The organism is Pseudoalteromonas sp. OFAV1 (genome assembly GCF_021532595.1).
GTDB classification, from domain to species: Bacteria; Pseudomonadota; Gammaproteobacteria; order Enterobacterales; family Alteromonadaceae; genus Pseudoalteromonas; species Pseudoalteromonas lipolytica_C.
The window spans coordinates 74,884-99,279 of record NZ_JAKGBG010000006.1 but is presented as its reverse complement, the minus strand read 5'-3'; the positions used below and the strand labels follow the sequence as shown (position 1 = coordinate 99,279).

The 24,396-nt window shown below is 37.7% G+C and carries 12 protein-coding genes; 2 read left to right on the top strand and 10 right to left on the bottom strand.

What is annotated here, in order from left to right; translation table 11 throughout:
- The first annotated feature begins 57 nt into the window (after positions 1 to 57).
- Positions 58 to 1,614 (top strand): transcriptional regulator TyrR, encoded by a 1,557-nt coding sequence (gene tyrR / locus L1267_RS05380; RefSeq protein WP_235382291.1) that lies wholly within the window; start codon positions 58 to 60, stop codon positions 1,612 to 1,614.
- 79 nt (positions 1,615 to 1,693) lie between these two features.
- Here the strand turns inward: tyrR and L1267_RS05375 are convergent, their stop codons facing one another.
- Positions 1,694 to 2,182: a hypothetical protein gene (locus L1267_RS05375; RefSeq protein ID WP_135925652.1), complete on the bottom strand. Its 489-nt coding sequence runs from the start codon at positions 2,180 to 2,182 to the stop codon at positions 1,694 to 1,696.
- A gap of 109 nt (positions 2,183 to 2,291) precedes the next feature.
- Here L1267_RS05375 and L1267_RS05370 point away from each other — a divergent pair, with 109 nt between their 5' ends.
- A complete protein-coding gene (locus tag L1267_RS05370; RefSeq protein WP_135925649.1) occupies positions 2,292 to 2,822 on the top strand; it encodes a thioesterase family protein in 531 nt (176 codons plus the stop codon).
- A 64-nt stretch (positions 2,823 to 2,886) separates the two neighbouring features.
- Here L1267_RS05370 and L1267_RS05365 read toward each other — a convergent pair whose 3' ends face one another.
- From L1267_RS05365 to L1267_RS05325, 9 genes are all read right to left on the bottom strand, one after another.
- Positions 2,887 to 4,605 carry a DUF642 domain-containing protein gene (locus tag L1267_RS05365; RefSeq protein WP_135925647.1) on the bottom strand — a complete coding sequence of 573 codons (1,719 nt, stop codon included), beginning with the start codon at positions 4,603 to 4,605 and terminating at the stop codon, positions 2,887 to 2,889.
- A gap of 341 nt (positions 4,606 to 4,946) precedes the next feature.
- Positions 4,947 to 6,191, bottom strand: coding sequence for a DUF642 domain-containing protein (locus L1267_RS05360; protein WP_235382290.1), 1,245 nt, complete (start codon positions 6,189 to 6,191; stop codon positions 4,947 to 4,949).
- Between the two features lie 395 nt (positions 6,192 to 6,586).
- Complete coding sequence (locus L1267_RS05355; RefSeq protein WP_199527000.1) at positions 6,587 to 7,819, bottom strand: DUF642 domain-containing protein; 1,233 nt, start codon at positions 7,817 to 7,819, stop codon at positions 6,587 to 6,589.
- Between the two features lie 249 nt (positions 7,820 to 8,068).
- The gene (locus L1267_RS05350; protein ID WP_235382289.1) at positions 8,069 to 12,148 is read right to left on the bottom strand and encodes a poly-gamma-glutamate synthase PgsB; all 4,080 of its coding nucleotides are present in this window, start codon (positions 12,146 to 12,148) and stop codon (positions 8,069 to 8,071) included.
- Complete coding sequence (locus tag L1267_RS05345; protein ID WP_235382288.1) at positions 12,141 to 16,415, bottom strand: hypothetical protein; 4,275 nt, start codon at positions 16,413 to 16,415, stop codon at positions 12,141 to 12,143. Before L1267_RS05345 ends, L1267_RS05350 begins: the two co-directional genes overlap by 8 nt.
- Complete coding sequence (locus tag L1267_RS05340; protein WP_235382287.1) at positions 16,400 to 17,143, bottom strand: hypothetical protein; 744 nt, start codon at positions 17,141 to 17,143, stop codon at positions 16,400 to 16,402. The genes L1267_RS05345 and L1267_RS05340 overlap by 16 nt, the downstream gene beginning before the upstream one ends.
- Complete coding sequence (locus L1267_RS05335; RefSeq protein WP_235382286.1) at positions 17,133 to 19,400, bottom strand: hypothetical protein; 2,268 nt, start codon at positions 19,398 to 19,400, stop codon at positions 17,133 to 17,135. The genes L1267_RS05340 and L1267_RS05335 overlap by 11 nt, the downstream gene beginning before the upstream one ends.
- Positions 19,387 to 22,500 (bottom strand): poly-gamma-glutamate biosynthesis protein PgsC/CapC, encoded by a 3,114-nt coding sequence (locus L1267_RS05330; RefSeq protein WP_235382285.1) that lies wholly within the window; start codon positions 22,498 to 22,500, stop codon positions 19,387 to 19,389. The genes L1267_RS05335 and L1267_RS05330 overlap by 14 nt, the downstream gene beginning before the upstream one ends.
- Entirely contained in the window at positions 22,500 to 24,395 is a 1,896-nt protein-coding gene (locus tag L1267_RS05325) for a hypothetical protein (protein ID WP_235382284.1), read from the bottom strand. The genes L1267_RS05330 and L1267_RS05325 overlap by 1 nt, the downstream gene beginning before the upstream one ends.
- Position 24,396: the final 1 nt, after the last annotated feature.

The following is a 24,396-nucleotide window of genomic DNA, read 5'->3' as shown; positions in this document are numbered from 1 at the left end:
TTGATGGGACTTAGCGTATTATTCTCATACTATAGGTTCCCGTTTTTTGAGGATGTAATGCGTTTAGATATCCACTGTGCTGACCGAATAGGTATCGCACAAGAGATTCTCAATATCTTGGTGAGTTACCAGGTCGATTTAAAAGGCATCGAAGTAGATTCGGTAAATTGTCGTATGTACGTCAGTTTCCCACCTATTGAGTTTGAACAATTCCAAAAAATTATGCCATCAATCCGCCTGATTGATGGTGTAAAAGATGTCCGTACCACTGCATTTTTACCTTCTGAGCGAGAGCATAATGAATTAAATACATTACTGCGTGCATTACCTGATGGTGTTATTTCTATTGATGTAAAAGGGTGGGTGCGCTTGTGTAATGATGCTGCTTGTCGCGACCTGCAATTATCTGAAAGTGAGGTTATAGGCGCCAACATCAATAACTTGCTGAAAGGATTTAATTTTACTCGTTGGCTTGAAGGGAAAGAGGTTCTTGGTCAAACCACACGGGTAGAAGTGGCAGGTGAAGACTTTATTGCAGATATTTTGCCTATTTCTGTACCACAAGGCGCTGAAGGGGATGTATTAGCTGGCGCGGTGATTAATATTAAGTCGCAAAGTCGACTAGGTCAGCAAGTGAGTGCGTTTCGTCGTTACGGCCAAGAAAGCTTTGCTACCATACATAATTTTAGTACAGCAATGCGCCGTGTTGTTCGCGAGGCGCGTAAAATGGCGCAGTTAGAGGCTCCGATCCTCATAACAGGTGAAACTGGTACTGGTAAAGAGCTCTTAGCTCGTGCCTGTCATTACGCGTCAAATCGTTCTGTAAAACCATTTATTGCATTATCGTGTGCTTCACTGCCGGATGATGTCGCAGAGTCTGAATTATTTGGTTATGCGGGCTACGAAGAAAACGCAGCACCAAAACGCGGCGTTTTAGAGCAAGCTGATGGTGGTACGGTATTTTTAGATGAAGTTGGCGAAATGTCGACTCAGCTGCAAACTAAGCTACTACGTTTTTTACAAGACGGTACTTTCCGTAAAGTTGGCGATGAAAACGAAGTAAAAGTAAATGTGCGTATCGTTGCTGCAACACAAAAAGATTTACCTGCTATGGTTCAAGAGGGCACTTTTAGAGAAGATCTATATTATCGTATCAATGTACTAACTCTAGAAATTGCACCACTACGCGATAGAAAAGCTGATATTGGCCCGTTAGCAGAGCATTTTATTCAAAAGTATGCCCAGCAGAATGGTCATTCAGTACCTGTATTATCGGAAGATTGCTTACGTTTTTTACAGGATTATCCTTGGCCTGGAAACGTCCGCCAATTAGAAAATGCGATTTACCGTGCTGTGTCCTTGTTAGATGATAACGAATTACGTATTGAGCACCTGCAGTTACCAACTTTTACCCATGATTTAGGTTATCTTGAGTCTGACTTTGAAGGAACCTTAGACCAAGCGGTAAAACGTTTTGAAGCAACGCTATTGCGTAAGTTATACCCTGCATACCCAAGTTCTCGTCAGCTCGCTAAACGTTTGGGGTTGAGTCATACCGCAGTGGCAAACAAACTTAGAGATTATGGGATTAACCGAAAGACTGTGAAGGTTTAATGGTAACAGCTTGCAATAATATTTAATTAAGCAAAAAAGGCTTAGGTGAAAACTAAGCCTTTTACTTTTCTATTGAATACTATTGTTTGGTACCCATATCTTTGGTGACACCATCAATGGCGATATTTTTTATACCATCGTGATCGAATTTGATCACGATACTAATATTATTGCGGGCAAAAAAGTAATCTCGGTTATCAAGGCTAATTACGTAATCACCTTTAACAGAATCACTGAACTTTCTCTTTTCAAGTTTTAAGGTGTGATCGGCAATATTCCAACTAAAGCCTTCAATGAAGCCATTATTGAATTCTTGAACCCACACTTGCTCTTCATCTTTACTAAGCGTGATGGCTACAGAGTAAGATTCTGGTAGTGACATGTCATAACTTTTATCGCCAATGGTGAACTTCTCAGCTTCTTGTTGCCACGCAAAACCAAACTTAAATGCCTTTTCGACACCCGTTGGATAGCGTAAAGAGCCCTCACCAGGAAAGTTAAAGTCAGCAAATGCTGAGCTGGTGAAAAAGCTTGCACTAAATAGAGTTACCAAACTAAATAATTTCATTAGGTTATTCTTTTTTTATACTAATATATGCACAGATTAGAGCAGATTATTCGCCTTAGCAATATGCTGTGATACACTTTGTGCATTATCAACTGGTTAGACCTTTACTGTGAACCTCTATTTTCGACTAATACTGCTGTTTTTTAAAATTAAACGTAATCGTGATTATCAACAATTATTAGACACGATTGATATTGAATTCAAAGCGTTACCAACCGATTGCGATATTAATTTCCATCTGACTAATTCTCGTTATTTAGCGATGATGGATCTTGCTCGTACCTGGATGACTGAGCGAGTAGGCTTACTAAAACATATTATGAAACGCCGTTGGTTCCCAATCGTTAATGCGACTGCAATTACCTATATTCGTGATATCAAACCTCTTCAAAAATACACAGTGAGTACGCGTTTAGTTGGCTGGGATCATAAATACTTTTATATTGAGCAAAAGTTTCACTCTGAGCGTGGTCTACATGCGATTGCTTATGTGCGTGGTGTATTTAAACGTAAGAATGGCGTTGTGAGCGTTGAGGAAATGCTTGAAGTCGCTGGCTTTAAAGGTGTAACACCTATTTTGCCAACAGAAGTGATGCATTGGAAAGAAATGTTAGAGCAAAAGAAACTAACAAATAAATGATACCAATTTAGTGATTAATAAAAAAATGCCAGCTTAGCTGGCATTTTATGGCTTTAAACTCAGTTTACTTCATGCAAACTGCTTCACTAACAAATGTTAAATCGCTTACATGTGACGGGCCTTCCATCACGAATGTCGCTTCTGCTGTGTTTTGATCTAAGGTATAGATTTTCGCATTCTCACCGTTTTCTCTACCTGAAATATAAATTGTACCATCATCAGCAATTGCAAGGCCTGATGCCCAATTAACACCGTGCTCACCGACTTGGGTTAATTCAAAACTACCCATATCTAAAGTATAAAGTGCTTTACCTGTTAAAACGTATAGCACGTTGAAGTCACTTGAGTATGCAATGTCGCCATCAGAGAAAGTATCCCCCTCATACGAAAGCTTCCCTAATACTGTTTTCGCACCTGTTGCTAGGTCAAAATCGTACATGTATGTTTTGCTTGTAGCACGTAAAGATAGGCCATCCGGGGTTACCGTCGAGCGATAAATCGGGAATGATGTTACATCTGCAACTTCAGCTTGTGTGTCAGTGGCTAAATCTAGGCTGTAGATTTTTGATGCTTTACTGCTGCTATCAAGCTGCTCCATGAAGTAAAGCATACCATCTTTGCTAGCGATATTTGATGCCGTATTGTTAAGGCCAGCAATAATCGACACAGCGCTTGACTCTGGATTAAAGTGATAAACGTAGCCCTCTGTTTCTGAGCCAAAGTTGTTGATGCCGTATAAACCGGTAGTAACAGCACAAGGTTCAGCAACTTCTGTAACAACAACGTTATCAATAAAACCACCAATACCTGCATGACTACCTGTACCTGCTAATTCGATAAGAGAACTTACATCCGTGCCTTCAACAGTGTAACTATACTTAGTCCAACCACGCTGAGTCGTGTTTAATGCTTCTAGTAATTCACCATTCCAAAACACCTCAACATTATTAACATCTTCAGCATTATCTACTCGACCAGAGTAGTAAAAGCTAAATTCATATTGTTTACCAGCTTCTGTAGGTATCTCTTGAAAAGCGCTATAAGCACCATTTGAATTTAACTCTAAGTACTGCTCACCATCTTGAGCATCAATCTTATTTAAAGAAGACGATTGTAATTCAAGCCAAAGATTTTCATTGGCGCTCCAGTCAGTTAAGTTTTCAAAAAATTGATAACGGCCATCAGCAGAGGCTACTCTGTCTACTTCGAAAGAGCCATTTTGAACTAAGTTTGTTGTTGGGTTTGTAACTTCTATAACAGATATATTATCTACTAATCCACCATAGCCGTTTGCTGCACCGGCACCGGCAATTGCGATTTCAGATTTTGTTCCTGTAGCTTCGATAGTATAGGTGTATTTTGTCCAACCTTTTTGACTACTATTTAAAGCTTCTAATAATCTACCATTCCAATATACCTCTATATTATTTGTACCTTGTGCACCGTTAACACGTGCAGAATAATAGAGGCTAAATTCATATGTTTTACCAGGAGTTGTTGTTATTTTTTGCGAGATACGATAATTTTTTGTTGAGTTAAGTTCTAAATACTGATCACCATCTTGTGCTGTCATTTCCTTTAAAAGGTTGGTTTGAACTTCAAAATATACACTTTCACTGCTGCTCCAATTTGAAAGTTCATTATAAAGCTGCCAAGTACCAGATCTTTCACTTATTTCATCAGCTTCAAATGAACCATTCTCAACTAAATTAGTATTTGAAACAGCAAAAGTTGATGCGATAGCTAAAGGTAATATTGCTAGTTTTGATATTTTTTTAATCATGATTAACCCATTTATATTTGGTTTTATTTATATGAGTTAATTTTATTTTAATTAAAGTGGTTTTCAATTGTTGTTTGTGTTTTCTTGCTTTTGTTAGGTTTGTGATTTTGTATGTTATTGAAAATTATAGGTTAAGGTTCTTCTAGGAATTTTCATATTATTTTTTGGCTTTGTTTTATACTTTACTATTGTGTTTATTTTAAATTTTAGTTTGTTTTTATTATTTTGGTGGTCGTTATTAGGGTTTTCTTTAATGCTATTTAAAAGCTTGTTTTTTCTTTTTAGTTTCGCGAGATAAAAAAATGCCAGCACAAGCTGGCATTTTATGGCTTTATATCAATTTACTCGAATGAGCAAATTGCTTCACTAACATAAGTTAAATCATTAACATGTGCAGGACCATCCATTACGAATGTCGCTGCAGCAGTATTTTGATCTAGAGTATAAATTTTTGCGTTTTCTTTGCTTTCACGGCCAGATACATAGATGGTACCGTCATCCGCAATCGCAATACCAGATGCCCAGTGAATACCATGCTCACCGACTAATGTTAACTCAAAGCTGCCTTCATCAAGGGTGTATAAAGCTTTACCAGTTAGTACGTAAAGCACATTATTGTCACTTGAGTAGGCAATGTCACCATCAGTGAATGTATCACCCGAGTATGTTAACTTTCCAACGATGTCCTTCTCACCGGTCACTAGGTTAAAATCATACATGTAGGTTTTACTTGTAGCCCGTAAAGTCTCGCCACCTGCTTTCACTACAGAACGGTAAATAGGGTATGAAGTGGTATCAGCAACTTCTCCTTGCACACCACTTAATAGATCATAGCTATGAATCTTTGAAGCTTTCGTTGTGCTATCTAACTGTTCTACGAAGTAAAGCATACCGCCATAATTTGCAATATTTGATGCAGTATTAGACACGCCTGAAACAATGGTTACAGCATTTGACTCTGGGTTGAAGTGGTAGATGTAGCCTTCGGTTTCTGAACCAAAATTATTAATACCATATAAGCCTGTAGTGACAGGGCAAGGCTCAGGAACTTCAGTCACTACGACGTTATCAATGAATGCACCTACTGAATCAGATGTTCCCGCGCCTGCAAAGCTTAACACTGAGCTTGCGCTGTCAGCTTCAACTGTAAAACTGTATTTAGTCCAGCCTATTGTGCTACTTTTGACAACGGCTAATGACTCGCCATTCCAAAAAACTTCTGCTTTGTTTGTTTCTTCATTACCTACTATACGCGCTGAATAATAAAAGCTTAATTCGTATTTTTTACCCGCAGTTGTCGCAAGTGTTTGTGTGATGCTGTAGTTTGATCTTGAATCAAGTTCAATATGCTGTTCACCATCTTGTGCTGGGATAATCCCAAGTTTATTAGTTTGAATTTCAAATCTAGCGTTACTGCTACGAGTCCAACCAGGAATTTCGTAAAATAACTGCCACTTACCATTGTGATCGGTCACTGTATCTGTATTTTCAAATGATCCGTTTTCGACTAAATTTGTGTCTGCCATTGCAATACCAGATACGATAGCTAAAGGTAAAACTGCTAGTTTGGTTACAAATTTTTTCATGACATTCTCCGTTATGTATTAATATTAAAATTCTAATATTATTCGGCTCTTTTTCAAATGTGTATTAGTCTGTTTATATTAAGTGTTGTCGAATTAACCTGTTAACCTGTTGACTTTTATTGTGTTGTTTTTATCTAGGAAATTTCTTATTTTAAATTTCATTTTTTTGATTTGTTTTTGGGTAGGTTTTTTGTATTTGTGTTTTTATTTTTTCTAGCTAAAAAGTTATTGCTTTTTTCGAGTTGTTTTTTCTGAAGGTCTTATTTGTTGTGTGTTTTATTTTTTAGATTTTTACGCGTAATTTCAAATCAATGTTGAGGAGAGGTTTTTATATAAAAATGATGGGATGTTGAAATAATGCCAGTATTAAACTGGCATTAAAATATCAAATGTATTTATTCAACTGAGCAAACTGATTCACTAATGTAAGTTAGGTCATTCAGATGTGCAGGACCGCGTAATACAAAAGTTGCTTCAGCAGTATTTTGATCTAGCGTATAAAGTTTCGCGCTTTGACCACTCTTTCTGCCAGTAACGTAAATAGTACCATCATCGGCAACTGCTAGGCCTGATGCCCAATTTACACCATGCTCGCCAACTAAAGTTAGTTCTAACGTGCTTTCATCTACAGTGTAAAGTGCTTTATCAGTTAATAGGTAAAGTACGTTATTATCATATGAATAAGCGATATCACCGCCGGTGAACTCTTCACCTTCGAAGCTAAATTTACCTAATACTTCTTTCGCCCCAGTTTCAAGGTTGAAGTCGTACATGTAAGTTTTGCTTGTTGCACGCAAGTTAAGTCCATCAGGAGAAACTGTCGAACGGGTAATAGTGTACGAGTTAGTATCTGCTAGTTCGCTTTGTGTATTTGTTTCTAAATCAAGACTATAGATTTTTGAATCTCTAGTTTCGCTATCTAACTGCTCCATAAAGTAGAGCTTTCCGTCTTTACCAGCGATATTTGCAGCAGTGTTAGTAACACCAGCAATTGGTGAAACTGCAGATGTTTCTGGATCTAAGTGATAAATGTAGCCTTCAGTATCAGAACCAAATTTATTAATCGCGTATAAACCAGATTTAACTGAGCAATATTCTGCAACTTCAGCGACAGATACATTGTCTATAAAGCCACCGGTACTACCACCTGTTCCAATACCTTTGAGGGTGATTTCTGAACTGGCTTCACTCGCTTCTACAGTAAAGCTGTATTTTGTCCAACCTTTAAATTTAGCATTAACAACGCCTAAAGATTCACCATTCCAAAATACTTCAACTTTACTAGCTGTGTCATCACCAGAAACACGTGCTGAGTAATAGAAGCTAAATTCATACATTTTACCAGCTTCTGTTGATACAACTTGAGACACGCTATATTGTTGCGTAGAGCCAAGTTCTAGGTATTGTTGGCCATCTTTTGCTTTAAGAATACCCAAACTATTTGTTTGTACTTCAAAGGGGGCATTAGCGCTGCGTGTCCAACCTGTAATTTCATTGAATAATTGCCATTGACCACTAACAACTTCTGCTTCAAATGATCCATTTTCAACAAGATTTGTGTTTGCTACAGCAAACGCTGAGGCAACCGCTAGTGGCAATACAGCTAACTTACAAACTAAATTCTTCATAAAATATCCTTTCTTTGATTAGATAAAGTGTTTTTATCTTCTTTATTTTCATCCTTTATATGAATATTTTCAATTTAGGTACAAGGTTTGTTTGTGGGTTTTACAGGCTTTTATAATCTAAGTTTATGATAGTTTTATATTTCTTAATTTAATAGGAAAATTCTGATTTTTAATGTGCGTTTTGCTCCTGTTTAAATTTTAAATAATTAAGTTTTATATTGTTTTAATATAATCGACATAAAGTTAGTCTTATTTCGATTTCTTAGTAAACCACCCTGAGCTTTGGTTTCGATTCATCTCACTAAGTAATTTTATCGCTTTTTCTAATGTTATGCGTTTTTCAGCAATATCATCATAAATTTGAATAGCTCGCTTTTTACGCTTAACAGCAGCACCTGCATCTAAAAATGATTCGATCATTTGATTTAAATAACGAAGTGCACGAGGTTGCGAACTCTCTTCGTTTACTGACGTATTATCGCTAGAAATTTTTTCTTGAAGAGCTGTTATTTCAGCTTGGCAAAACTCATTTTGTGCAAGCTGGCTTTTCTTAAGAGTAACTAAGTTTTGCTTTAAATAATCTATTTCTAATAAATTAAATGATACAATCATATTTAAATTTGTTAACGCCGTTCTAAATTCTTTTGCAGAGCAATGTTTGCTCAGCATTTTTGTTATAGTTTGAGATACCTTTTGCCACTGTTGCCAAGCGTATACGTAATTTAATCCCGCTCCCTTAATATTTTGCATGCCCACAATCACTTGATGGGTATTCGGTAAAGCTAGGTTTGCAATAGCTTTGGTTATCTCATCTGCGGATATGTTGCTGTCGTCAAGTAGAGTAACTTTTGACTTTGTGATTAAAATTAATCGCTCTTTTATTTCATCCCTGTACTTTTGCATATCACCCTTTAAAGAGTCTAAAGCTATACGCTGATAGTAGTGGCGCAGGGTATAGAGAATAGTCGCGATTTCTTGAGATGAAATGTCTCCGGTGATTTCTTTTATACAAGACTTATTGACACTTCCTTCGCTTAGGGTGAGAAGGTTTTCTGCTATCATGTTGCCATAAGCACTACTTAGCCGCGCTTTTACTTGTGAGTCTGTGAGTAGGTTAAATTGCTCTAGTAGTGTCTCTAAGTTTTCAATATCATTAATTTCAATTAACTTATCGACTCTCTCTGTGAGCGCAGCCAAAAAATAGCTATAAAATCCATCTACATTGCTACCAATCACTACGATTCGGTCAAAGCGGAGATCATTGCTTAATATTGAGGCAAATACCTTTGAACGTGCAACACGGTCATTACGGTTGTTAATTAGTGCGATGACCTGAGTTTTAGGATCGTCGTTTAATTGATATATATTGAGACGTTGCCAATTTTCTATTGTTGCTAATCGCTCGTTTGCGGACATGCTATTTACGAATGATTGGCTTATTGTCGCAATTGGTGCTTTGGCAAAATGTTGTAATACACCTATATCTGGAACAATTCGTGCTGATGTTTCTTTAAATACATAGTCTTTATTTAAGCCTATATGCTCGGCCATTTTACAAACCAGTGCGATGTTGGCAGGGTGCTCTTGGTATGGATAAAGAGAGCGTATGTCCTCTGTTATTTGTAAGCTATCAGCCCAATGTACTTGAATTAAATTTGAGTTCTTTTGTTTCGCATTTAAGTCAAGAATTGGAGCCATATTTTGTTCGCTGGTGAATACTAGGCTATTTTCACCAATAAAATGACTTGTTTCATTTGCGACATCTATTCCTGTAGGCCCTAAAATATCCTCATGGTCTGGATAAGCATTGGTAATCGTAGAGAAATTATCATTCATCCAGTTTCTTAAAATTTTCACGTAACGTGGGGTTAACCCCATACATTCCCAAAGAAATACATCAGCTTTCACGTTTGTTGCAAAATGAAGTACATCACTTTGTTCCCAAATACTCGCTTTATCAAAAGGTCTGAACAATGGAATTTCGAACTGCTCTCCACTTGCTCTTGCATAAATAAGTGTAGCTTCACAACCTGTTGTTTTACTTATTACTTTTAAGGTTAAACTACTAAATAATGCAGCTTTTAAGCGTTCAGTTCCTGATTTACCCCGGGTGCCCCAGCCACCGATTGAAACGGGGATCTTTGCTCTATCCGATTTTATTTGTTTACTTATCCTAATATGGCGCGCCCAAAAGTATGTAGAAAAAGCCAAAACAAAAAAGATTAATTGGCCAATACTATTTTGATAAAGTGAATAGGCATACTCTTTAAAACTTGCCCACATATTGAATAAAAAAGGCGTTATAGATAGTTTCTTATATAAGTTGGCAATACTTGATTCCACTGGAAACTCTGCATCAAGAACAGACCCATATTGCTGAAATTCAAGTACAAAACCTTTACTTCTAATGAGATCTAAGAAATCTCGCTGTTCAACCTCTGAACCATTTCGTAGATCATCTAATTTTTCAAAGTTGAATGAAATCCAACTATACGCATACATACGTTTAAGTATGTTAGAGGGTGGCGTGATAACTAAAATACCATCAGGTGTAAATGATTTTGCAGGTGTTTTTAAGTTATCCTGCGACAAAATACTTAATAAAAAATCAAGCATGGGTAAGTGTGGTCGAGCGCTGAACTGCTTATCATCGAAGCGAGGCTCGCCAGGCACTTCTGTTTTGCTGATCTCTGCAACAGTGCAGCTCGGGACGTGCATAAATGCACTTGGCTTTCTAGCTTGTGTATGATTAAAACTTTGGCGTTTTCCTGTGCTTGGGTTTCTAAACTCGTGCCAGAGCCGCCAAAAGCGGAAACCACGCTTATATCCCCTTGTTATTAGATAGCTTTTACTTTTTTCTTTTACGTTGAAGGCTTCATTATTTTGTGCTTGTTTGCTTAAAAGTCGGCCAAGTAAATCTTGCTTTATTTCCTTCGAGCTTAAATTTATATCTAAATGAGAGTTTAAATTAAATTCGATCTCAGCAACTTCTTGCTGATACATAAAGCTGACTAACTGCTCTCGAACACGGGTAATAACGCGTCTGACGGCAATACTTTGTTCATTCTCAAGTTGTTTATTTAATACATTAATAAATGACTTAAATAATATATCTGCTTGATTTTGCTCTTCACATTCAACTTGTAAATTAAACATGATCCGTGGCGTAAGCTCCAACAGCAATCGTTTTTCTGCAAAGCTTTGTACTTTTTTTAACTGTTGGCGCCATATATGAAACGATTGTAGCTCTTCGGTAAAACGAGGATCCGTTAATTGCTTGATGAGTGTCAGCCTTACAGCTTGTTGAGTTTCTTTTTGTAAGCGAACCATTAAAAGCTTGATAGCAAAAGGCCACGGTAATAGTGGGCATTGTTCAATAACACTCTGTCTTACACGGGGATAGGCGTGTTTTGCAAGCAAGATTAGTAATTTATAATTAGCCTCATTTAATTTTGGTTGTTTACATATAATTTTTGAAAAAGATGTCAGTAGAAACAAATGTTGTCGTTCTACTTTAGCATTTGGCAAGACATCTAAATCAATTTGTGAACGCATAAAATAGCGGGTAAAAGTGGGTCTTAAATTGATCAGGATCTCTAAAATATCTACTTTAGCGGCATGAGGTGTTGATTGCTTCTCAAGAGAAAACAGTAGTAGCTCAACAAGATTGGAATCGAACTTAGTTTCGCCGACATATTCACTAATTAAATTAACTTGGTTGGCAAGAGCGCGAAAAATAGAGTTACGAATTGCTTCATTCTCAGTTTTTTCTAATAAACCTAAAAAGAAACTTTCTAAGTTAAGTGTTAACCATGATTTAGTTATTTCTCCCGAGTGAATGCGTAAATAACGATTAGTTAGATCACCTAGTTTACCTATTAAGAATTTCAATGATTGCTCAAGCTCAGATACTTTATCTTGGTATCGGTTTACGATGGCTCCTTCATCAAACCAACGTTGAAATGCCTCTTGATCCTTTTGCAGTTGCAATTTGCTTGCGCCAAGCGCTGCTGCATAGTCTAAAATATGAAATTGTCTTTCCGCTTTTAACTCAGCATGATTTAAACGTTCAATAAAGCGTCTGTGATCGCTATCAAGCTTGGTCAATTGATTTTGTAAGGTATCTATTTTATGAGTTAAAAATGCAATGGCTTGCAGTAATAGCCAGTCATCTTCGTCATAATCTTCAGGCTGATCCTTGATTAGCTCCCATTGACTTAATTCATCTACGAGTTCGCGGTATTTTTGACGATATAAATCTAACCAGAAACTGGCAATATCTGCGAAAAGCAAATTTTCAAGGCGTTTTGTAAGTCCGTTACTACTCATAGTCACTGTGCTCTAGCAAATGATTTAACTGAAGTGTTGGGAATATAATTTCATCATGTGCAAAAGGGGCAAAACCTGTATGCTGATTATTACCTGATGAAAATTCGATACTTATATTGTGGTTATCCCATACCCAATCCTGTTGTAACCGAACCTTTAGCCAACCATGCGAGAAATCACCTAAATTAATTTGCGTTTGCCAAGCAAATTGTGTGATGTATTGCCAAGTGGCTGTAGCACGGTTTTCATCCTTAAAGCGGTAATAACTATCAATGCCGAGTTGGAAAATATGGTCATGATAATATTGGTTCCAGCTTGTGTTGAAGCGTAAATAATCTAGGCTTGTCCAATCATCATTTGAACTGGATGAAACACTAAAATTTAAATAATTGTCGACCCAAGGTTGATAGCGGTATTGATAAAATCCCTGCCAACCAGATGCATGGTTTTCACGATAAAAATTGAACACACTTGAATTAAGTAAGTCGTCACGGAGATAATCGTTTAAATCAGCGCTGCTATAGCGAATAAATGGTGACAGTTGCCATTGATGGCGATGTGTTGAGTCACGTTGCCATTTTTGCCCAACATAAAGGCTGCCATCAAGAGCATATTGACTGTCAAAGCCATCATGACCTGGTTGCCAGCGGCTTTGAAGTTGCGCACCCGCATACCAGGGGGTTGTATCATCTTGCCATGAATAATAGCCATTAAGCGCCATTATGTCTGTCTGGTTTTCACTAAATGAATAATAGCCTTCTAATTGATACCAATTGTTTTCGTCGTTAATACGTAAGCGAGCACCAACATCAATGTCTCGTCGCGTTGGGATATTTTCAGCGCTCTGAAATATTTCTTGTTGATCGTAAAGAATGAAAGCTTGCCAATTTAAATCATCACTTTGAAATGATGTTTGCTCACTTACTATTTTTTGCTGCTCAGGTGCTTGATAAGTGACTAAGTCTGGCAAAGGAATTTGCGCTTGAGTAAACTCTGAAATCTTATTGTTAAGATCACTCAGTTCCCATGTATAAAGGCGTACATGCTCAAGCTCAGCGGCTTTGACTTCAATTTTTCCTGCTGGGTGGAAAAATTGACGTTCGTTACGACTGTAGTTATTCATTTTCTCTAATTTAATCAAGCGATCTGCATTCAACGTTGCCACTAGTGGTGTGTTAGGGACTACAGAATAAAATAGCATGGTTGTGGGTAAATCTAACTTTCTCCAACGACCTGCAATATATTGTTGTGCTTCAACTTTTAGTTGCTGAGATAAATAGGGATTAAGCCAGTGAAGGGCAATAATGTTATTATCTAGCTCTTGTTTGTTAAATGTAAAAGGAATGCTCTGCTGCTCGGTAACTGACCATATTTTTAAATTGTTAGCGAGTTTTATAGATAAGTTTGCCACATTAGCTTGAGCCAGCTCTGCAGTAGAAAAACTAAATACGAAACGAATTTGTTCTCCCTCTGTTTGGGCTAAATCTATGTAAAGTGTGTGGAATGGTCGAATCAATAATCCTTCATTATTTTTTAAATGCGTTTTGAATTGGTTAAACCTATCAGCAAAGCTAGTTTGTGAAGAACTTTGAATATCGAAAAGGCGTGTACCAGCATAATCTACAAGGCTATCTAGAGGTTGCCAGTGACCAAAACTTTCTATTCTATTTTGTAAAAAGGTCAATGAAGCGGAGGCGGGTATTGTAGCGATCCGCTGTAATAGTTGCGTGTATTCATTATTGTTTAAACGCTTTTTAGATAATAAATATAGGCCATTAATTAACAGCTCACGTTGTGTTGCATCATAGGCATAAATTAGCGACATAATATCGCCTGTGATTACTTTGTTCGTAGCATCAGAATAATACTCAAATCGTGTAAATAACGAATCAGTGATATCTTTGACATCTAGAAAGGTCTTCTGATCTGCTGATAAATTAAGTGTTTCTCCAGCTTGCAGACTAACGATCATCGTTGAAGAAACAGAGGCTGCCTGTTGGCTTTCAACGACCAATGTGTTTGAAGGTATATCACTAAAGATTGGTATTAATTTATGCTGGTATTCACTATCAGCCATTAACCATGCGGTTTGATACTCGCCATTTTGCTTGGCTTCAGTCCGTGCACTTATGCTCAGGTGGACTGGTTCTAATGCTGTATATTGCCAAGGCATATGTTGAGAGAGTACGGTGTTTTGCAACTTCCCTTGTGAATTTATTAATGTTTCTTGCGCACCAGATAGTAATTCATACTGTTTATTTTCGGCTTTTATCGTAGAGCTCAAACTATGGTAGTTTAGAGCCGTATAACTTTGTTCGGCAATCTGAGATTCTTCTGCTTGATGTGCAAGCCAAAGCGCAAGTCGGTTTTTCTGTTGCTTAGTTGCAAGTTCGATCAGTATATTTCTGCACTCGCTTAATATATTTAGGTTACCAGCACATAGCGCAAACAGTTTAAGCTCTTGCTGTTCGGCTTGATAAGTTTCTAATAGCGATCTTAATGCAAACTGTTGCAATTCCTTTTGTTGCGTACTTTTATATAGTCCTTCTAAATAACTCGTAGCAAGATGAAACTGGTGTTGTTCACGTAAAATATCTATTTTAACTTGCCATGCTTGCTCTGCGACTGATGGATCGGGGTTTTGCGTTAATGGTTTTAAAAAGGCAAGTGCATCTAATGGTGCCGATTTAGCTAAATCCTTAGCGGTTAGCATAGATTGCTGCCAATTTAGTAACTTAACTTTTCTCCTTGCTGGCGCATAGGGTTGTATCATCGCAAGATAGTCACTATATAACTTTCTTAAGTGGTTAGTTACCAGTTGAGCTGTGATAGGGCTGTTCTGATCAAGAGCTCCAGGTTGTAAGTAGAGTACTTCGTTACTAGGAAAATCAGTGAGTGTTCGAGCATAAACTGCAAACTCAATAACGGGAACGTCGTCAGTAGTTTTTTGAATTGTCATGGTTTTGTGGTTTACAGGAACTGACACACTAATCGTTTGGTAATGTTGTGTTGCCTTGATATTTATTAACCAGCTCATGCCACCAGCTGTCAGTTTTAACTGACTATCTTCATCGCTTCGAGCTACAAATGTAAGCCAAGGGGTTGCACGTTTTTGACTCGATAAGTCATAACGAAGGGGGACTTGAGAAAGTGATGTAATATCCCTAACTTGCTTATTAATGCGAGGATAAAACTGATCATCAACTAATCGTTGTTCTTCAAGCTCAGTGATTAGAACACTTTTTGATGATGTAGAGGCATGCACTACGCTGCTGCCTTTTAGTAGAGTCTGAGTAGACATTAAAGAAAGCAAGTCATAATGGCGTTTTACAGCCAAAGGCTCATTGTGCGTAAATACGTCATCACTAAAAACGTTGAGGGAATATTTATTGTAAACTGATTCCATCGCGTCATTAGCGGTTTTTAACCAGTAAGGTAGCAGCAACTTTTCCTTGGTTTTGTTAGCTGTTGTGTCATCGAATATAGCTCGATGGCTTTGTGTTATTTTTACGTAAGCATCTGTGTGGCTTCTTATCGTTAAATATTGCCCTGCATTAATGGCTAAATAGTCACTATTTACCAGACCTACTTGTTGATCTTGATATTCAAGAGCTTGGTTATTAATGATGTTTACTTTTGCTGTGAGTACTTCATCAACATAGGCATACACAGCGCCGTGGCGCTCCAGTGATTGCATATTTTTTCTAACAGAAAGCTTAATTTTTTTAGCATCAGGGAAGTAAAGAGTAACTTCTTCGCCTTTATCGAATTTATAAAAACGTTCACTGCCTTGCCTTGAAGAGAGTAATATTGAAGGTTTGGCAAGTTTTAATGCGCGTTTAAAGCTATCAATTTTTGTTTGATAGTGGCCAACTAAAGCTGAAAACTCAGCCTGTTCATCCTGACGGTTTTGAATTGCCACAATACGGTTGTGGCCTAAGGCCGGAAGTTGGCAGCGGCCATTAGAACACAGTAAGTCTCGTTCCAGTTGTATCCGTTGCTGAATATATTGTGTGTTGCCTACACTCATAATGAACTTATCTAACAGTTCTGAGTTGATCTCCAACCAATGCCCTTCAGGTAGCCATAAATATTGGTGTTCAAAAGAATCAACTTGTATCTTTTGTGTCGTTGCCAGCACATCTAATTTAGGTGAAGTTTTTAACCAAATCGGCGGCTGAAGTACTGCATGCTCTTGCTGTTCAGCATAAGCAGGTTTGAAGGCTAGCAGCGTAAGTGTTATAAAAGCGATTATGAAATAAGGCATTGGCTAAACTGCTTTAAAAGTAAGTTATTGGTAATTAAGCGCTCTCGTAGTTCGCGACTTAACTCGATATGGAAAAAGTGACTATTCACAGGACCTAGCGAATTAAGAATGTTTTGTGTACCTCCTAGTTCATATACATCCTGCCCATAAACTAGGGCATTTACATCAAGTTTAGAATTCAGGCATTTAGAGATGTGTAAGCTGCGTTGCGATGCATGTAAATGGCCTTCGCTGATGATGATATCTGCTTTTCGTCCTTGCTCTGTAGTGCGCTTTTCCTTTGCAAATCCATGGATTTGATAAATTGAAAATGTTTCAACGATTTTACCGTATGCCAGAATGAAGGCATTACTACTGCTATTTTGGTATTGACTAAAGTCTATAATTTTACCTTGGAGGTCGCGGCTGCTTCTATGTTTAGTATTCGTCAACAAAACTTGGCACTCACTAAACAGAGCTTTAGCAATTAGTAAAGTATGCTTGTCAAAATATCTATGCGGTGCATAAGAAATACAGGGTTTACCTTTTGGCTTAAAATGTATTTCGCCACCTGAAATTAAAGATTTCTTGGCATACAACGCACCCTTGCTAAAAGTAAAGTGCTTAGGGACTTCATCTTGGTTATTGAGCCAAGCATGCAAGGTAAATGTGAGTTGCTCAAAATCACTCTCAACACTTGTTAACGGAGTAAATAATAATGCAAAAACAATAATAAAGTTAAAGTTCATTATTCCACCACCTTACTTTTTGCTCCTGCATTGGGTACTCTTCAAGTATAGACAACCAAATTGTTTCTGAAGAACTTAAAGTCACATACTGCAGTGTCTCTATATCATTAGCTAGATTGAGTGTAACGCTCGGATAACTCGTTATTTGACTTTTTTTAGGGTGGATCAAAAAAGACTTTAATAATTTAGAGTTGTGAAGTTGGAAACTTTGCTTCGCAATACTGTATTCACTTGTAAGCCCAAGCTTGTATTTTGCAGAATGCGAAATGTTTAAAGTTACAGGTTCATTGCTTTGGGCACGAAATACTTTAAAAACAATGCTAATTGGACGTTTCTTTTTATCATATGATAGCTTCACTGGCTTATTTTTAACCAATTGATAAAGGCGCTGTTTTACCCATGGGCGATGACCATACCAATTTTGATAAATTACACTGGCTTCGTTAACTAACTGCTGTTGATCAGCAAATGAGATGTCATCAGTTTTAAGCTCTTTTGCACTGTTACTATTTAATCGAGAGATTAAGCGGTTATCATTTGAGCTTGCAGAGGGAATAGCCTGATTTTTATCATAGAGTCCAAAATTAAACTCCTCTGCAGGTTGATGTTCCTCATAGTAACGGTTCGGGCTTAACCCAAGAGCCACATTTGATAGTGGTAACAGATTGAAAAGCTCTTTAGATTGGTAATAAGTTGTGGTTTGCTCAACGTCTGGAGGCGGAGCAAATGTACGAATATTTACAAACAGATCGCGTTGCGATAAGTCATAATGATTACGTGCTTTTTGTTCATACCATGCTGCAATATCATAAAAGCCATTAGTAGACTCAGTAAGAATTGGCTGGTGTGCAATTCGGCGTTGATAATGAAAACTCGCGAGTCTTGATTTCAATCGCACATACACATCGTTATTAGCCGTAATTTTTACATATTTTGTCTCTTTCCCAGTACGAAGGTAGTAGGGGGTCAGCATACCTACTGCTTGTCTTTGAGTGTTGTCTGCTATTAATCGATCAAAGCCAGAAATTTCACCTTTGATCGTAATAGAGTAACGATCTATTTGGATTTGGTTTTCATCGTATAGAGAAATATCTAATTGACTCGTTTCGAGAGCCCTGAGCTCAAGGTTCAAATGGCTTAATGGCACAACATCGAACTCTACGTGCTCTTGCGCATTAATCAGGTAACTACCAGCATAACTTGTTAAAATAGCGGTGCCAGATTCAGTTCGCCATTGGGTTAGCAGCTCTTGCTCACTGCAAATTGTAATTAATCCCGGCTCAAGAGGCTGAGTTTGATATGTGTTTTCTTTATCTGTTAGCCTGTAGTTTATAACTTTTGGTGCTTCAAACTGAAGTTTGTCATACCAGATTAATGACGGAGTCTCTTGGTCATTACTAACAGTGAAATTTAAACGATCACTCTTGTCTAATGTGATACTGGCGCATAAACCATGTTTGGTATAGTAAGCAGCAAGACTATGCTGTTGCTGACTAAAATCATAGGTTAGTACATTATACGGTAAGCTTTCATAAAGAATATCTGATTTAAAGTCGATTCCAGGAATGCCTTGTGGCGCTATTTTTTGCCACCAAAACGCCATTGCATTCGTTATTTCAGTATTTGTTAAGGTATTTTCACCCATCGTGAGGTAATCAGTTGCACGTTTACGTCTATCGACGGGGCGTTTTAGCCAACTATTGAGTGGATCAACGTTTTGGTCAGGTGTTTTAGCATGCACTCGAACTACCACTCCTTGAATTGTCTTTTCTTCAGGAATAAGTGTAAGTGCTAAGCTTTTCGCTTGTGGGTAATGTTTAATGGGTAGGTAAAATGATTGCCCAGAAGCCACATTCAAAGACTGCTTATTTTCAATGATTTGCTTAATTTGTTGATCTTGACTGTTATTAACTAACTTTGAAGCATGGTGATAAACTTTATCTACAATCACCTCTTTCTTGTCATTATAAAGAGTGTATTTGATGGCGTAATTTACCGGCTGTTCAAGAGTGACAGATTGATCAAATACGGCGTTTGATAAGATCCTAAGTGAGTGTGTTCGCTGATTTGAAAATGTATAAGTCAGTGGTTTTGTGCTACTAAGCCACTGTACTTTTGAGCGAGTTTCTTTACTTGTTTGGGGGTTAACTGGCTCAGCAGAATCTAGCCAAATTAAAAAGCTATTCCAAGCAAATAAGGCTGTTAACAATACAATGATAAGAACTAAGATTGCGAAGAAGCGTTTAATTAGATACATCAAAGCCTCCCCCCATCATTTTGTTGAAAACATCCACATCAATCAATTGATTGCTCGCCGGATTATATATAGCGACTAGACTATTGTGCTGCTTGATCATCAGTGCGAATTTATCTAAATTCTCTAATTTTATGGTTTGTAATACGCACTCATTAAGCTCTGAACATATTGTTTTCAGTACAGCAATTTGCTTATCGGCGGTATATTGATTAATTTTTCTAAAGATAATTTGTTTATCGCTGTCAGGTAACGTTAACCAGTTAGAAGGAGATAAAGTGGCTAGGTTAATAGTGGTGACTGTTGGATAAGTAGAAATCGCAAGAAGGCGCATAAGCAAACTATCTTGATCCATTGAAAACTGTTCTTTAAAGTCTGAGGCTATCCATAAAGTAGCGAGCTCGCTGTTTGCATTAAACTGTTGATAGCCATATTGCGGTGAGCTCCCAATCTCAAGTCCCCGAGTGGCTTTTTGGCCTGTTACTACTTGGTAATTAACACCTAAAATGCTTAAGTCTTTGGTTAGTTTTTCCATTAAAGGGGCAGCAACGTCACTTACCTGAGTATTTGAAAATGCAATTGCATTAGGGCGGATCCATGACGGAGCACTATGGCTGCGAATTTGGATATTTAAGCTCGGTTGTTGTGCTTTAAAACGCGAATAGCTTTGATGGACGATATTGAATAATGAATCGACGTTGTCTGCAGCAAGTACATTAGCCTTCGGGTGAGCATATGGGTGTGCTCCTGCAATTAATAAGTTAGCGGCATTTGAAGTCGTAAAAAGTTGGCTGGCAAAACTAAGTGTATTTCCTTCAAAAACAGGTCTTGGCACGCTTAAACTTATTGCTTCATGTTTGCTAAGCGCAAACGCATACAGACCTTGGCCAAGATCCATTGCTTCATTATTTTGTAAGGGACTTAATAGTAAATATCGGCCACTATTATTCTGTACTAGTTGTAACTGATAGTTAAGTAACTCTGCAGTGCCATTTATCTGCTTCAGGTGATTTAAAATATCCTCGTTCAGTGAGGCATTGCCGATTTGCTGTATCAATCTATATAGTGGTGTTAGTACTTCAAATTCCCAAAGCGCAACTTGGCTGTGTGTCAGTGGTTGATAATTGAGACTGCCTTTACTACTTATATACGATGAGAAATCTTCGACAATTTTGACCATTTCTTCATTGATTATGTTGAGTTTTAAATTGCTATAACGGTAATTTTCACGGTATATATACGCCAATATGTTGGTGTAGTTATCTCCATTAAGAAAGACTTCTAGCATAGACCCTTTAAAACTACTCGAAGGCAAGCTACTCGCTGTTGCCTTACCAAAATAAGTTGCTTCACTGCCGATAAACTCATGCATTTCGCGTTGGCTTATAGAGGCCGGAAGTCGATTAAAGATCCAATACTGGCTTTTAACTTCAGCAGGCGTGCTTTTTAGTAAAGCTGCGGTGTAGCGGTTAGATTCACGAACTTGCAATAATTCTTGCGCCTCTAATGCGTTAATGAATGCTTGGTAAAAAGGGCTTTGCTGGTTTTCCTTCGCTAATGTTATTTGAGGCGTTTTTGTTGCCCCAAACACTAAAGCTTTACTTTTTAGATGCTGAAAAATAAGGGCTGCTGAGTCGCTAGCAAGATTTTCAGTGATAGGATACGGAACTGTGATTATGAGTGGCGTTTGTGGCGTTTTGTTAATCACAAATAAACCGCGTTGCTGATTCTCAACAATATCTATTAGGTATACATAGTTTTCATCACTAACGAGTTTAAACCCGATAGAGTTAAATAAAGCGCTTAGGTGACCTATTTTTTGCTTACTTTTAATCGCTTCATTTAACTGATAAACCGCATATTTGAAATCAGAGACTGCCTGACTGGCTTTGTAGCTACTTACGGTTACCTTATTAGAACGAGTAGTATATAAGTAGCTTTTGTATTGACTCACTTGCTGATTGAGCGTGATGACTTGCAACTGTTCTGCTTCAGGGTCAATATTTTGTTTTGTTAGTAAAGAAGGGATAAGCATTACTAAAAAGCCAACAATAATAGCAAGGCTTCCACCTACAACAGATGTTTGAAAAGTGGCTCTTAGCACAAGGCCTAACGCATTTTTTTGATAGATCTTTAGGGCAAGTAAGGTGGCTAGCATGTAACCAAATGCAAAAGTGTCGGTTACTTTTACCGTTGGAAAAAACCAAACGACGATATAGTTTAAAATAAGCTTAAAGATAAAGCCTATAGTAAAAAATAACATCAATAATCTAGCACCTTCGATATGTGCATGTTTTAGGCGAGTGAAATGAATGAGAGAGCCGCCAACGGCTAAGATAACAGCTGTTTCAATGAATGAGGTTAAAATCTTACTTGGTTGGGTAAGCTGCAAAGCTAATAGGGCTGGTAGCATGATACCATTGAACTCCCAACCATATTTTAAATTTGCTCTGGAAGCTAAAAAAGCGGTAATAACTAAAATAATATAGGCTTTTGGCGCTGCAATGATTGATGCGGCAACAGCTTCATACATAATACCTAAGTTAGCGATACTAAAATTGGTAAATGGCATGAGTACAAATCGTACTAAAATATAGGTAATGAACAACTGAATAAAAGTTACTTTCAGGCCGTACTTAAAGCCACCATTCCACATTACATTGGCAGTTAGTGCGATGATGATAAGACCCAAAGAATAAAGTTGTGATGCATAATCGAAAGTGATATCCCATTGGCTCAACTGATCTGCAATAATTGGCCAAAACAGGGTATCCATACAAACACGAACTAAAATACTAATTAGGATGATGGCAAAAAAACGGTCCCTGCCAAACATTTCACTGTAGCCAAAACGCTCCATCAAGTAATTTGCACTAAAGCGCATAACCCCAAACACAACAATTGCTTCTATAATAATCACCGCGGCAGAGGTGGGGCTTATTATCAAAAGTGGCACAATGTAACCAGGTACAACAAGGCCTGTGAGTGGAAAACCAAAGCGCAAATTCAGTAGGCATACTACAGCCGTGCCGACCCAAACAGTTGTTATTACTGATTGGCCCAGTCCACTACCTGCAGGAAAAAGCGCTAAAACGAAATCCATTAAAGTTTAGCCTCCGAAGATATTTCAGGAGTATTTGCTATAAACTCAAATAAAATTCCAGATACTTGAAAAGGTGCACCTGATGCAGTTTGCGAGTTATCTGAATGAAGCGCTCTAATAATTAGAGTGTAATGATGTGCACCAAGTTTAGCAGGAAGCTCAACGGTCGCTTTATTAAGAGTAATGTAACGTAATTTACCCTTTGCAATCTCAATATCAAGCTCACAACTTTTACACAGTAAATCAAGCGCAGTGGTTTCAAAAATAGCTATTTGATGCTGCTTAGCAAAACGCTCTAAAGATGCATTGGTTTGAATAACTTGACCAAACAGATTAAAAAGCACAGTTGCTGGGCTTGTGTGGTTAAAAACCATCTCTAAGGTAGTAAGCTTTTGCTCCATTTCGTTCAGGGAGCTTTTTACCTTTTGGCTAATAGGCTCGTGCAGCTTATAGGTGAGTAGCCTGTTTAATAAGGTACGGTTTTTAGCCTGTGTTGTTTTGAAAATATGGTAATGGAATAGTAGTTCAGCAACCTGAGCTGCAAATTTATTAACGTTTTGCTCAAAGGCTTGTTGGTTAAAGTTATGATTAGGAATAATTGATAAAGCCCAAAACCCACGGACATCTCCGGCATATACCAGTGGTGCGATAAACTCGATTTCACCCTCAATGATTTGCTTAAAAAATGGACGGTTGATCTTTACAATACCCAATGACTTTAACGCATTACTATAAGGCGTTCGCTGATAGTCACGTCTCATTTCTTGAATATCATCAAGTTGGCAGTTGATAGCCCGAATTTCAACGACGCGATGGTCGTCTTCTTTTCGAGCTAAAAAAATTGATTTTTCTAGATCTAACTGTTGGCTAATTAATTGTATTATGGGATCCCATGGAGAAGGGTGCTCTATAAAGCTTTGCGGAATATAACGGCCCATCATCATTTGCTGAATGTTATTTACATCAGTTGTAAGCTCTTTATCTTCAGAAATCTTCCTCGCCACCACAACCCAAAATAATGTGACAAAGGTCAGAATGATGTATTGGCCGATAGGGATAAATAACTTTGCAAAGTTCACTAAAAAATAGCCAGCGCAACACCAAATGATAGTTATGCTTAGTGCGACTAGAAATGAATAACTAATCGACATTTTTTGAAAGAAAAACAGTAGGACAAATACCAGTATCAGCGCAAGTACTATCGAGATAACAAAATTAAGCTCATTTATTGTGCTGTTTTTTTCTAGACTATCAGCGATATAAGCAAAAAGAAGTAAGGGGTCATTAAGCCCTTCTAATTTAGGGGCATGTATCAGCACATTAAATTCAGCTGATTGCTGACCGACAATAATCACTTTATTTTCGAGTTGCTCACTCATCACATCAAAGCCAAGAACTCGCTTAGCTGTAAATTTAGGTAGCGCAGAAACTGCCAATTTAAAGTTAATCAGTCTTGATTTTTCGTGCTTATAACCAAAAACAGCTTGCCACACACTTTCACACTCAAGGTTAGTCGCTGCTGGAATACGCATTTGATATGTTGCCCAAATCTCTACGTTTGGCACACAGTACTTACTTTGCGAATAAGGGTAGAAAACACGCTCATTGTCTACAGGTGCTAAAGGTTCATCTGCTAAAACAATGATTGCTTTTGGCTGGTACTCTGTAAGCTGGGTGACTAATTGTGAATGGTTAGCACTAAGGTTTTGACTGGTGATAAGCACTACATTTGTTTGCTGAGTGCTACTGAGAGATTCTATTTTTTTATATAAAAAGGCATTACTTGCTTGAAATAAATTCAGCAGGTTACTGATAATCACAATTGCAAATAAGCAAACAGTAAACCAAAAGGCTCTTTGCAGCGTTAATCGCAACAATTGTTGTAATACAACCACA